Raw genomic sequence first — 12678 nt, forward strand, 5'->3', positions numbered from 1 at the left:
CGGACGGGTTGGGGAACTAGACAGCTCCACCCTCCACCGGAGGTCTTCGTCATTTCAAGACGTCACACATCAACCAACGTCCCTGGGCAGTACAGCTAGGCGGCGGTGCGGTTGGAGCGGCGGCGCAGGTGGCCGATCACGACGAGGATCGTCCAGATGAGGATGCCACCCATAGCGGTCAGCCAGGCCGTCAGCTCGATGGCCCAGCCTGGCGGCTGGAACGTCACGGTGACGATTTCACCCTCCGAGGACTGCGGGATATCCAGCCCAAGGAGAAAGCCGTCTACAGGCGCCGCGGTGAGCGTGGCGCGCTCCGCCGAGTATCCCGGCCAGGCCAGTCTGCTCAGGGCCACGGTCCCCCCCTCAGAGGCGACTGAGAGTACCTTCATCGTGACGGAGGTGTCGGTTTGGGAGAGCGTCTCGACGCTGGTGCCCCCGCTCGTCCACACGACGCCGCCGGCCGGACCTACAGGTTCGTCCCGGCTCCAGACTACGGTCAGCCCGGTATCCTCCACCAGACTCCAGCCCTCAGGGGGCGTGTCCCACGTCACCGTCTCATTCTCGGTCTCTGTGCCCGTGCCGGAGTCAGTCGCAGATTGCTCGTTCTCAAACGAGACTTTGAGGATCTGGATGTTGTCGATGGACAGCTGGTCAACAAGCAGCATACCCGTGGCATCTCGGGTCTCGAACAAAGTAGTCAAAAGCCCGGGGCAGGTGCCGCCCAGATACTGCAGGCACATCGTCGCGTTGTACTGGGAGAAGCCGATGAGCTGATACCGGTTTTGCACGGCGGCGGGGCTGAGGTACCACGTGTTCGCCATCAGGGTCTCCCGCCAAGCCGCAGGGTCGCTCTGGTAGTCCACGGGATCGCCCACAACAATGACGTCGCCGTCGATTCCGGCGAGGACTCCTTGAGGAATGCTGGTGTCGGCGGGGACATTGTTCATCGACAGAGGGCTGGAATGGGTGTCATAGTGCTGCGCAGCTGTGAGTACCAGGCTGCCGGCGACGACAACAGCGGCAACGGACGTCCAAGCTGCTGACGGTACGGCGTCGGCCCGGCGGATCAGCCACCAAATTGCGGCGAGGCCGCCAATCGCGATCGCGCCGGCCGCGAAGAGAGCGAGATAGTGCGGCGGCAATTGGGCCCATGAAAGGTATACCGCGGCGACGATGAAGAGTGAGGCCGCGACCAGGCGCTTGCGTCCGGGGTGCCTGATGGCGGCACGACTTAGGGCGACCACCGTGAGCACGATCAAAGTGAGGGCGAGATACGGCATGAACCGCACCGGGTACCGCAGGGGTCCAAGGATGGTTGGCAACAGTACGTACGCTAGCGCCAAGCCCATGACAATGGTCAGGTCGCGCACATGGGACCGGTTGGCCATGGCCTTGCGCCAGTCGACGAATAGCAGGACGGGAAGGAACCAGGCGACGTAGACGACCGGCGCGGTCGCCGTCGGACCGGTCCACCACCAAGATGCGACCTGGGGGTAGCCGGTAGCGATGGTGGAGCTGAGAAGACCGCCGAGATCGACACTCATCATGCCGTCGTTGCCCATGATGCTGACTGCGCGGTTGGTGACGGAGGCCGTCAGGACGCCGGGCAGGAAAACCGTGATGGCCACGAGAACGAGTGCGACCCCGACCCCGACAACACGGAGCGCCTCGGGCCATCGGCGCCGAATGAGGGAGTCGATACCTACGGCCAGCAATACGAACCCGATGGCGAAGGTGCCCTGCAGGTAACCGACGGTGACGATCAGATAGCCGACCAGGAAAGCCGGCAGGGGGTTGGCGGAGTGTTGTGTGAGCCTGCGCAGCGCGACCCAGAAGTACGGAACTAGCGCCCAGACCAGGAGTCCGGTTACCCATGAGGGGGCATCGAAATACATGGTGAAGCCGTTCAGAGTGACGGCGAACCCGGCGACGTAGGCCAGCGGGGGGGCGGTCTTGTACGAACGGGCGAGGAGATACACGCCGGTTCCGGCGAGCATGAGCATCAGAACCTTGAGCACAGTCATGAAGACGACGGCATTTGAGCAGAGGTACGCGGCGACGCCGATGAGCATGATAAGCGGGTTCCAGGTGCCCCATTGGCCTTCCGCCAAGTAGTTTCCACTAGACCACACCGAAGGATTCAGGACCGGGATCTTTCCCGCCAGTAAACTCTGCCCAATGTGGTACCACACGCCGAACGCGCCGTTTTCCGAATCATCCTGGAAATAGAAGCGTCGGTTCCAGATCAGTGGGATCACTGCGAGGAACCCCACTGTCACGGCTGTGAGTGCGAACCACTTGAGGTCGGCAAGCCTATGCGGGCCGGTGCGGTTCATGGTGATGGTGTCCTTTGTCAGTGAGGTTGGTGTCGTGGTGACTGACATCAGTCAGTGACCAGCGCGTCAGGGGCGAAGGGTGCGGCTTCGCCGTTCCGTGCGACGGCGAGGTACACGCCGTGCAGGAGAACGCCGGCGGCCGGTCCGACGAGCAGCGCGAGCATGGTGCGCTCGAGGAAGTCGACGGGCAGCAGCAGGCAGACCACGGTGGTGAGGGCGGCGACGACCCAGCCGGCGGTGAAGGCGCTGTGCGCGTTGCGGGAGAGCACCGCGGGAGCGCTCACGCACAGCGCACCGACGAGCGCGGAGGAGGCCACGAAGGTTGCGATGACCCAGCCCTCTGGCACGCTTTGGCCGGGGAAAAGGAAGGCGAACACGGCGGGACCGGCCAGGAAGCCGAGGACGGCCAGGACGGCGCCCAGACCCAGGACCAGGGCCTCGAGCTGCAGCAGCGATCGCCAGAACCGGTCCAGTCGACCGCGGAAAAAGACGATGAGGAAGCTCTGCAGGGCCATCCCCACGACGATCAGCGGAGCCCGGGTCAGGGTGGCCGCGAGAATGACGAGGCCGAGTTCGGCGGCGGGCACCGCCGGTGAGGTGAGGCTGAGCACGAGCGGGAACCCGCTGACCATCAGGCCCATCGACGCGGCTGCGACGATAGTGCGCACGACGTTCCAGGTGAGAGCAGGCAGCGCGACGTCCAGCTGGGTCTTGCCGACGACGCGGGACCTGGCGAAGGGCCAGATGGCCAGCACGGTGACGGGGAACGGGATGGCGACAGCCCACGCGAGCGGAACTGAACCGGGCAGGAAGGCCAGCGCGATCCCGATCAGCACCAGCCGCAGCACACCTTCAACGACGATCAGGCCGAAGAGGGCCTTCCAGTGGCCGATGCCGTAGAGCGACCCGGCCAGCACCGCGAGGGGCACGTAGGAGGCGGCGCCGACCGCCAACGGCACGACCAGCGACCAGCCGTCGGTGGGGAAGACCTGAGCCTGCCAGAGCGGGGCGGTGCCCAGCACGAGCGCCAGGACGACCAGGAACGCGGCCACAGCGAAGACGCCTGCTCGGTTGCGGTAGCTGGTGTTGCCGGTGTCGCGCGGATGCGTCGCCCTGGTGACCTCCTGCTGGATGCCCGAGAGCGCCGCGGCGACGAGAAAGATGAACGACCAGAACACGGCGAACACGGCGTACGGGCCGACGCCGATCACGGCGGGCACCAGCCAGGTGATGACGTACCCCGCGATGCCCACGATTCCGGTGGCCGCGACGATGAGGATGAAGCCAGAGGACTTCTGGTCTGCTTCCTCGTCGGCGCTCTGGGCCGTCACAGCGTTACGCACCGTTCCCTTGCATCGAGGCGACAGCGTCGTTGACGGCGCCGTCGAAGCAGACCTTGCCGTCGCGCAGCACGATCCCCCGTTTGCAGACCTGGGTGACCATATCGACATCGTGGCTCACCACGAGCATGGTCTTACCCTGATCGGTGAGCTCTTGGATCTTCTTCTTGCACTTCTCGCGGAAAGGGGCGTCACCGACGGCCAGAACCTCGTCGACCAGCAGGATGTCCAGTTCGGTGTGGATCGCCACGGAGAACGCCAGCCTGACGAACATGCCCGACGAATAGTGCTTGACCTCGGTGTCGATGAACTCGCCGATCTCGGAGAATTCGACGATGTCGTTGAACCGGCGGTCGATCTCGTCCTTGTTCATGCCGAGAATCGCGGCGTTCAGGTACACGTTCTCCCGGCCGGAGAGATCGGGGTGGAACCCGGCACCGACCTCGATCAAGCCGGCGACCCGCCCGCGGGTGAGGATCCGGCCGGAGTCGGGTCGCATCACCCCGGAGATGAGCTTGAGCAGGGTGGACTTTCCGGAGCCGTTGTAGCCCAGCAGGGCCACGGATTCGCCCTCCTGAACGGTGAAACCGATGTCGGAAAGCGCGGAGAAACTTGTCGTCGTCTTCTTCTTCTGAAGCTTGGCGATGAACGATTCCTTGAACGAGTGGGTGTGCCGAAGGATGAAGGTCTTGTCGACGCCGTCGATGATGATGCGCGGCAGGGCCGGATCAGAGGTTCTGGGCAAAGTGCCCCTCCAGACGCTTGAAGACGAGTTGCCCGATAGCAAGGATGATGAGCGAAATCAGCAGGCCGATCAGGCTGAACGCGGCCAGGTGCGGCGGCTGGGGCAGGGAGCCCGTTGTGGTGCTGAACCAGAAGCCGGCGTGGAACAACTCAACTGCGGAGGTGAGCGGGTTGGAGAGGTAGAGGTTGAAGACCCAGGGTGAGACCTTGTCGGCGACCATCGTCCACGCGTACAGCACCGGGGAGGTCCAGGTCGCGAAGAGGAGGATCAGTTCGACGAGGTTCTGCGCGTCGCGGAACGCCACGTTGATGGCCCCGAAGAACAGTCCGAGACCGATGGCCAGGGTGACGACGATGAGCATGCCGAGGATGATGCTCGCGATGCCGACCAGGGTGGGTACCCAGCCCGCGAACAAACAGACGACGACCAGGATCAAGACCTGCGGGAGGAAATGCACGAAGGCGACGATCACGGCAGAGATCGGGAACAGTTCCCGGGGCAGATAGATCTTCTGCACCAGGGCGGTGTTGTCGACGATCGACCTGGTCGCGTTGCCGAAGGCCTCGCCGAACAGGTTGATCGCGATCATGCCGGAGAAGAGATAGATCGGGAAGTTGTCTATCCCCTTGTTGAGCCCGAGGAAGAACCCGAAGACCAGGTAGAACACCAGGAACTGGGCGGCGGGCTTGACGTACGACCACACCCAACCGAGAACCGAGCCGTGATAGCGGGTGAGGGTGCCCTTCCGGATCAGCAGCCGCAGAAGGTACCGGTACGACAGGGCGTCGATGATTCCGCGGCTGTGGCCGGGGACCGTGAACTCGCTCAGGTCAGCAGGAAATTTTTGACTCACTCGAACTGGTTCCGATCACTTGACTGCGTCAGGGACTGTGTGCTCTCTCCCGCGCGGGGCGGCCGGAGAGCTCGCAAGATTGTAGCTGCACTTGTTCAGCGGATGGTGCGGGCGGCGGGCCTGGCGAGCCGTAGCGCATCCGCGGATTCGTGAAATGCCAGCTTAGACTTCTCAGTCCCCGCTCCTGAAATCCCGTTATAGGGGGAAGCGCGGATCTCGATCGCCCGCTAAGTTCACCGACACAGCATCACACGTGGCACCGGAAGGGCGAGCCAGTGGACTCTGAACGGTCGGCGGGGACATCCGTACGCGGGTGGCTGGCGTGCGGCGCGAGTGTTCTGGTGGCGGTGGCCGTGTTCGCGGCCACGCAGGCCGGCATGTACCTGGCGAATCCCGGCTGGTCGATCAACCGGTTTCGTGCCTTCTTCGAGCACGATCAACTGGGCTACCTGGCAATTGTCACGAACTTTTCTGAGGGGCAGTTCCAGGACGTCGAGCCGGACACCGAGACCGGGTCGAACACGTACCCGCGGGCGTACTACGAGTTCGCGGGACTGGTAGCGCGGGCGTTCGGGCTGACGCCGATCACCGCGTGGAACATCACCGGCCTGGTGGCGCAGCTGGTGCTGGTTGCCGTGCTCGCCACGGTGCTCATTGCGGCCGGAAACCGGTGGTGGATGGGCCTATTGGCCCCGATTCCGTTCCTGCTGGGAACCTTCGCAGCGTTCCAGGGCGACGGCTGGTACACCGAATTGGCCTCCCACGCCGTGCTCTGGGGTCCGTTCGCGGTGCTGCATCCGCTCAACGGTGAAGCCGTCTCCCTGTCGATTGCGGGGATGGTGCTGCTCAGTCTCGGCTGGCTCTGGTGGCGGCCGCACGGACAGCGCGTGCGCCTGTTCGGCACCATCGGGCTCAGCCTGGTGATCGGTCTGCTCGCAAACGTGCAGACCTACTCCTTCATCGCCGCGGTGTATTTCCTTGCCGGGGTCCTCGCCGTGCTGACTATCGTCAGCGGGCGCTGGCTGATTCTCGCTGTTGTCAGCATCGGCCTGATCCCGGTGCTCTTCGTCTGGGGTCCGCGGGTCGCCGCCGAGTTCGGCCAGCTGCCCGCCCTCGTGTTCGGACTGCTGCCGATGGCGCCCGGATTGGGGGTACTGATTGTGCGAACGAGGGGGGTCGTCGTGCTGTTTTTCGGCACCGCGGCGCTCGGGGCCTCGCCGCAGATCGCTGCGACGGTCGGCGGGCTGGCCGCTGGTGACCCGTTCCTGTTGTACAGGGTTGCGTCGAATTCCCAGCTCGGGGTGCCGGCAGCCGCGGGCCTGCTGGGCGGCACCGTTCTGATCGTGCCGCTGGTCGGGATCGCGATCGCGGGCCTGATCCGGCGGCGACCCGAATGGGCCGCCTACGCGCTGGGCGGCGCGACGGCCTGGCTGTTGCTGGCGTCGAACGACCTGTGGGGCGCCAACGCGGAACCGTACCGGCTGTGGATCGATATGTTCTTCCTTATTGCCGCCACCATCCTTCCGGTGCTGGTGCTGGTGGCGAGGGACCTTCGGGCCCTATCGGTGGGTCGGTGGGTGGGCCTGGCCGGGTTCGCGGTGGTGGCCGTGCTGGCGTTCGTGTCGATGGGGGACTTCGTCCGCTTCGCCGGCTCGTTCCAGGCCAGGGCTCTCATGGACACGGACTCCGACCGGTACCGGGTTGCGGCCGGCCTCGCGAGGGAATCGGCTTCGGAGAGTCCGGGGACGCTGCTTATCGTGGGCCCGTGCCTGGATCCGCGGGTCGTGAAGGTCACCGCGGGGGTTCCCATCGCGTACTTCCACTATGGGATGGCGTGGCCGGAGGATTTCGGCGCGGTCAACGCCATCGTCGCCGCGGGAGGAGCCCTCGACCCGGTGGCGGCCCGGCAGGCGAGCGCGACCCTGGTGCTGACCGATGGGCGCTGCTCGAATGATTGGGCCGCACGGTACGCCGACATCCTGGTGCCGCAGTCGAGCGGGTCCTATGTCGCATCAGACGGTACGACCGCCACGCTGACCATCTCCACCATCCGCTGACCCGTGGGGGAGCCGGGCAGATCAGATCAGATCAGATCAGATCAGATCAGTTCGTTGCGCGGGCTGGGCGATAGCAGTCGGCGCCAGCTCTGGCCCTGCGCGGCCTTGACGGAGCAAATCAACAGCAGGAGCCAGCCGAACTCGACCAGCACGGTGCTCTCGGCCGCCGAGGTGACCAGAAGCACCACCAGGACCAGCGGCGACCAGACGTACACCACGGGCTTCTTGTTCGAGGCGAGCAGCCACGACCTGATGAAGGCCAGTGCCACCAACACCACGAATGAGAGGAACCCGACCAGGCCGACCTGGAAGTACACGTCGAGGAATGCGTTGAGGGCGGAGGAGTGCCGGCTACCGGTGACGAAGTCGAGCCAGCCGTACGGACTGACGTCCTGTGGCCAGATCCCGGTCCAGCCCCAACCCTCGAGTGGATGGACCTCCACCAGCCGCCACATCTCGCGCCACAGCGATGACCGGGTCTCGAATTCACTGCCGGCGTTGAGCAGGTCGATGATGCCGGTGCGGCCGACGAAGGCGAACAGGGCAGCGAGCACCGTGGCGCCGAGCAGACTCAGCTGCAGCAGCCAGCGGTCCTCGGCTCGGGTGCGGCGCAGCCAGTACAGGGCCAGCGCGGCGATGCCGACGGCGCTCGCCACGACGACGAACACCGGGGAATGGGTCAGCAGCAGGCCGAGCAGGGCCAGCGCTATCGAGGCGGCGGCGCGGCCCGGTCGTACGGAGCGGGACCGCAACTCGATGATGAAGCTGATCGCGGCGATCAGGGATACCAGGCCGAGGGCGTTACGCGACCCGAAAACGCCCTGGATGGGGCCGAGCATGGTGATGTTGCCCTGCACGCCGAGGAATGCGATCGGTAGGTCCAGGAGCAGTCCGGACAGCACTTCGAGGGCCAGGGACAGCCCGAGGAGCAGCCTGAGCACATCGCCGGTGGCTCGAACGATCTGAATGGTGTCGCGCACCAGGGCGACGTAGATCGCCAGGAACGCGAAGGCCAGCTGGTAGGCGACGCCGCTGACGGTCTGCAGCGCATACCCGCTCCACAGCACCGACAGTGCGCACCAGACCAGGAAGACCAGGATCGACAGGGGCAGCAGGCCGTGCCACTCAATGCTCTGCCGCCGGGCGATCATGGAGGCTGTCGCAAGCACGACCAGACACACCAGTGCGGCGAGCAGGCCCGGCCAGCCCATCAGGCTGCGCAGCAGGTGTGTTGAAAAGGCGAACCCGAGGATCAGGTGAGTGAGGGTTGCGCTGAACCGCGGCGATGCGAGCACCGCGGTGATGGCGTCAGGAACGTAGGGGGGCCGTGCGGGGCCGGTCATCGCCGGCCCAGGCCGAGCAGCTCCGCGTCTGCGCCGGGACGCTTGGACCGCACGGCCAGGATCACGAGAAGCACCCAGCCGGATTCGACGAGGATCCGGCTTTCGGCCAGGCTCTGCGCGAGCAGCGCCACCGTGAGCAGGAGGGGCAGGATCGAGGAGACGGCGTAGGTTTCAGTGTCGGCGATGCCCAGGCGGGGCCTGTCGACGGCCAGGAACCAGGACCGCCACAGGGTCGAGAGGGTGAGCGCGGCGAAGATGATCAGGCCGAGGATGCCCAGTTGGAGCCAGACATCCAGCCAGGCGTTGTGGGCCTGCAGGTATTGCACGCCTTTGCGCACCGCGAGGCCGTCGAATGGTTCGACCCACGGTACCCAGTAACTCACCCAGCCCCAGCCCACGAGGGGGCGTTCGCCGGCGAGATCGATGACCCGGCCCCAGATGTCGAAACGTCCGGTCAGGTCTTCGCTCTTGCCGAGCATCGAAAGCAGTGTGGGCGAGAACGCGACGAGCCCGACCACCACGGTGGCCAGGACCGCGGCGGCGCTCAGGTAGAGCGGGCGCCGGCCCATCGGCGGCAGCCGGCGGGCCCACAGCGTGAAGAGCAGGGCGATGGTGACGGCGAGGAGGGCGACGGACACTGTGGCCGACCGGGTCAGCCACAGCATGATGAGGGCCACGGTCACCCAGGCGATGCCGCGGCCGCGGGCCACGGTGCCGGCGAAGAGCTGCACGGCGAAGACGATCAGTGCCAGCAGGGCGATGAAGCCGAGCAGGTTGCGGCTGGCGACGATGCCCTCGATCGGGCCGCCTTCCAGCAGCAGTCCGCGCGACCAGTAGAACGCGGCCGGGATCTTGCCGGTGTATTCAACCCAGAACGGGAGCACCGCGTGGCCGATGAACACGGCGACGACGATCTCGAAGAGTATCGAGAGGCCGAGGATCCACCGCAGAGCGACCGCGAGTGTGCGCAGGAGCTCGGCCCAGGTGAGGCACAGCGCCAGGAACAGGGCGGTGATCGTGGTGATCCACTGCAGGGTGATACCGATCGCGCTCGCCCCTGGATATGCCGACCAGGCGAGGGACACCGTGGCGACGAGCATGAACGCGGCCAGGGACTTCGGGAAGCCGCGCCAGGTCCACTCGGGCTTCAGGGAGACGAGGAGACCGATGCTGCCGACCAGAATGAACACGGCGATGGCGCCGAAGCCCCACCAGCCGAGCAGGTTTCGCCAGAACTGGCCGGCCAACACGCTGAAGAACACCAGGGTCGCGAACAGGCGAACTGTGAGGCGGCTCTGAACGGCGGGCATGTGTCTAGGGTACTGGGGCGACCTCCTCTCAACCTGCCCCCATCTTCTGATACCCTCAGGGGTATACCGTCGTGCCCCGCTCTCCGTTCCGAAGGGACCCCACATGACCGACATCTCGGTTACCGAACTCGCAGCCCTTTCCGATCCCGTCGTGGTCGATGTGCGCGAACCCTACGAATTCGAGGCCGGTCACGCGGCCGGTGCCATCCCCATTCCCCTGGGTGAACTGAGCGAACGGCTGGACGAGGTACCGCGGGACAGCCCCGTCTACGTCATCTGCGCAGCCGGAGGCCGAAGCCTGCAGGGCGCCGCATTCCTTGAACGCAACGGAGTCGAGGCCGTCAACGTGACCGGCGGCATGAACGCCTGGCAGCAGGCCGGCCTGCCCACGGCGCTGGACGGGATCCGGTCATGACCGAGTCGACTCCAGTGGCGACGGTCGTGACCGACGACCAGCGTGCCGTGAACCAGAAGAAAGTGCTCAACCGGCTGCGTCGCGCGCAGGGGCAGCTGAGTGCGGTCATCACTGCCGTCGAGGCCGGCGGTAGCTGCAAGGATGTCGTCACACAGCTGGCCGCGGTGTCGAGCGCTCTCGACCGGGCCGGGTTCACGATCGTCTCCTCGGCGATGCGGGATTGCATCGCGGACCCCGACAACGCCGAATCACTCACCGTGGACGAGCTGGAGAAGCTCTTCCTCGCCCTGGCCTGACCTGACCTGACCCGGCGCCCACGAGTCGAGGTGCCGCGGCTACTCGTCTTGCCGGCGGTATTTGGGGTCGTGGGCAAGGTGTTGGGGTGGTTTTCGCCAGGTTCCGGTGGGGTCGATCCAGTGGGGTGCTTTGACTTCGGGCATGCCCAGGACCATGCGGATGTGCCACCCCGAGGTGTCGATGTTGTGGTGGTGATACCAACACAGCAGCACCCCGTTGCTCACGTTGGTGGGGCCGCCGTTTTGCCACGGCTGCACGTGGTGGACTTCGGTCCATTGCGGTGGGCAGGTGCAGCCGGGGATGATGCAGCCGCCGTCTCGGGCGGTGATCGCCCTGCGTTGCAGCGGCGTGAAGCAGCGGACTTTGTCGCCGAGGGCGAGGACGGTGCCGGTGCCGCCGAAGAAGATCGGCCGGAAGCCGCCGTTGTCGATCATCTGGTTGATCGTCTTCATCGAGATCGGCCCCTCGACGCCGTCGATCCAGCCGACCCCGACCCCGGTGTGCAGGTCGTGCGCGTTCACGTGCACCATCACCGTCGGCGGCATTCCGCCCATGGTCGGGGTGCGGGGGTCTTGGGCGACCTGGACCAGGATGCCGCGGAGAATATCGGCGCGTTTCTGGCCGCCGTCGCGTTCGTCGAGGATCTCGCCGGGCACGAGTTCGCCGGCCTCGATACGCTGCTGCTCCTCCGCGGACGGGAACGCGGGAGCGCTGCGGGCGGACTGGAACGTGTTGAACAGGGTCTGCATGATGCCCTTGAGCTCCGGCGTCACCCCGCCGCGCAGCGGGTGCAGGCCTTGGCTGAGTTTGCCGAACGAGAACGTGGATTTGGCCTCGACGATCTCCGCGGTGGGCGCGGCCCCGTCCGGGTTCAACACCGCCTGCCACGTCGCCGCCATCTCCCGGATCCGGTCCGCCGGGAAGGTGAACCCCGCCGAGTCGCCCAGGCGAGCGATCGGTCCCGTGCAGGCAGGCCCGGCACCGTCGGTGTCGGTGTGAGTGGCGGTGTTGGTGGCGGTGTTGGTGTCGCCGGGGCCGGGGGTGCGGCCGAATACCGACCCGGTCGCGGATTCCACCAGCTCGGCCTCACCGCCGTCCACCAGCGACTGGTCCGCGTCGAAGTGGCCGTGCACTTTGTAGTCGGCCAGGCCCTTCACGATGTTCTCGGCCGCATCAAGACCGATCTCCCCGGCCGCCAAGGCTGCGGCCACGAACGGGAACTCGGGCTCGAGGACCGTGCCGCCCAGCATCCGCGGGGCGACCTTCTCACCTAGGCTCACCCGCCGTTTCATTTCCGGCACCGACGTGCCGGTCAGCCCGATCAGCAGATCATTCTGGTGCGACGCCCCCAACCGCCAGGCCAGCGACTCCGTGCCCAGCCCGCTGCGGGACCGGTAACCCACCACGGTCGCGGTGGCCACCCGGGCGGCATCCACCGGCCGGCCGGTGCGCTCGACCATCTGCGTCAACGCGACCACCTCCGGGTCACTCAACGCGTTCACATCAATGGAATCCATCACCGCCATCACCGTCCGCGCCGCATCATCCAGGGCCTGGAGCTTCTGACCGAACGCACCGGTATGCGCGCGCTGCACCCCCGGCAGCTCGGCCGGATCCCGCCACTCAGGCCGCGGCTTAGACGGACCCCGACCGGCCCGGCTCGAGCCCGTCGCGGGGCCGGCCGCAGGGCCGGCGGCCTTCATGTCGGAAGTGCCGCTCAGACTGTCGGCATCCGGGCCGGTGAAGGGATCCGGACCGGCCAGGCCGGTGTTCCAGTCGTGCAGGTTCGACCCGGTGGGAGTCGTTCCCGTCGGTGCGGTGGAGCCACTATCCAGCTCGTCGTCCATACCCCCATTCTCTAACGAATCGCACCTATATGCGAGGAAATGCCAGCAAGTCCGGAACGGATATCGAAAACATTTCCTACCTGCAGAGGATGGCTCGGGGGGTCTCGACAGGCTCGACCGACGGGATGGGCGCGT

10 protein-coding genes are annotated in these 12678 nt (G+C 66.1%); 3 read left to right on the forward strand and 7 right to left on the reverse strand.

Annotation, left to right across the window (positions count from 1 at the left end):
- Positions 1-95: 95 nt before the first annotated feature.
- The 4 genes from E3T19_RS09405 to E3T19_RS09420 are packed head-to-tail and all read right to left on the reverse strand — an operon-like array spanning position 96 to position 5274.
- A complete protein-coding gene (locus E3T19_RS09405; protein WP_134408687.1) occupies positions 96-2336 on the reverse strand; it encodes a hypothetical protein in 2241 nt (746 codons plus the stop codon).
- 47 nt (positions 2337-2383) lie between these two features.
- On the reverse strand, positions 2384-3667 hold the full coding sequence (locus E3T19_RS09410) for a hypothetical protein (protein ID WP_134408688.1): 1284 nt from the start codon (positions 3665-3667) through the stop codon (positions 2384-2386).
- A 4-nt stretch (positions 3668-3671) separates the two neighbouring features.
- Positions 3672-4421 (reverse strand): ABC transporter ATP-binding protein, encoded by a 750-nt coding sequence (locus E3T19_RS09415; RefSeq protein WP_088455284.1) that lies wholly within the window; start codon positions 4419-4421, stop codon positions 3672-3674.
- Entirely contained in the window at positions 4405-5274 is an 870-nt protein-coding gene (locus E3T19_RS09420; protein WP_174776281.1) for an ABC transporter permease, read from the reverse strand. The genes E3T19_RS09415 and E3T19_RS09420 overlap by 17 nt, the downstream gene beginning before the upstream one ends.
- Positions 5275-5549: 275 nt before the next feature.
- Between E3T19_RS09420 and E3T19_RS09425 the strand changes: the two genes are divergently transcribed.
- A complete protein-coding gene (locus tag E3T19_RS09425) occupies positions 5550-7331 on the forward strand; it encodes a hypothetical protein (protein ID WP_134408689.1) in 1782 nt (593 codons plus the stop codon).
- 41 nt (positions 7332-7372) lie between these two features.
- Here the strand turns inward: E3T19_RS09425 and E3T19_RS09430 are convergent, their stop codons facing one another.
- On the reverse strand, positions 7373-8674 hold the full coding sequence (locus tag E3T19_RS09430; RefSeq protein WP_103461175.1) for an O-antigen ligase: 1302 nt from the start codon (positions 8672-8674) through the stop codon (positions 7373-7375).
- Entirely contained in the window at positions 8671-9984 is a 1314-nt protein-coding gene (locus tag E3T19_RS09435; protein WP_166788846.1) for an O-antigen ligase, read from the reverse strand. Before E3T19_RS09435 ends, E3T19_RS09430 begins: the two co-directional genes overlap by 4 nt.
- A 103-nt stretch (positions 9985-10087) precedes the next feature.
- Here E3T19_RS09435 and E3T19_RS09440 point away from each other — a divergent pair, with 103 nt between their 5' ends.
- On the forward strand, positions 10088-10399 hold the full coding sequence (locus E3T19_RS09440) for a rhodanese-like domain-containing protein (protein ID WP_088457870.1): 312 nt from the start codon (positions 10088-10090) through the stop codon (positions 10397-10399).
- On the forward strand, positions 10396-10695 hold the full coding sequence (locus E3T19_RS09445) for a metal-sensitive transcriptional regulator (protein WP_088455288.1): 300 nt from the start codon (positions 10396-10398) through the stop codon (positions 10693-10695). The genes E3T19_RS09440 and E3T19_RS09445 overlap by 4 nt, the downstream gene beginning before the upstream one ends.
- A gap of 39 nt (positions 10696-10734) precedes the next feature.
- Here E3T19_RS09445 and E3T19_RS09450 read toward each other — a convergent pair whose 3' ends face one another.
- The gene (locus tag E3T19_RS09450) at positions 10735-12543 is read right to left on the reverse strand and encodes an HNH endonuclease signature motif containing protein (protein WP_134408690.1); all 1809 of its coding nucleotides are present in this window, start codon (positions 12541-12543) and stop codon (positions 10735-10737) included.
- Positions 12544-12678: the final 135 nt, after the last annotated feature.

This window comes from Cryobacterium sp. TMT4-31 (genome assembly GCF_004403385.1).
In the GTDB taxonomy this organism is placed as follows: domain Bacteria; phylum Actinomycetota; class Actinomycetes; order Actinomycetales; family Microbacteriaceae; genus Cryobacterium; species Cryobacterium zongtaii.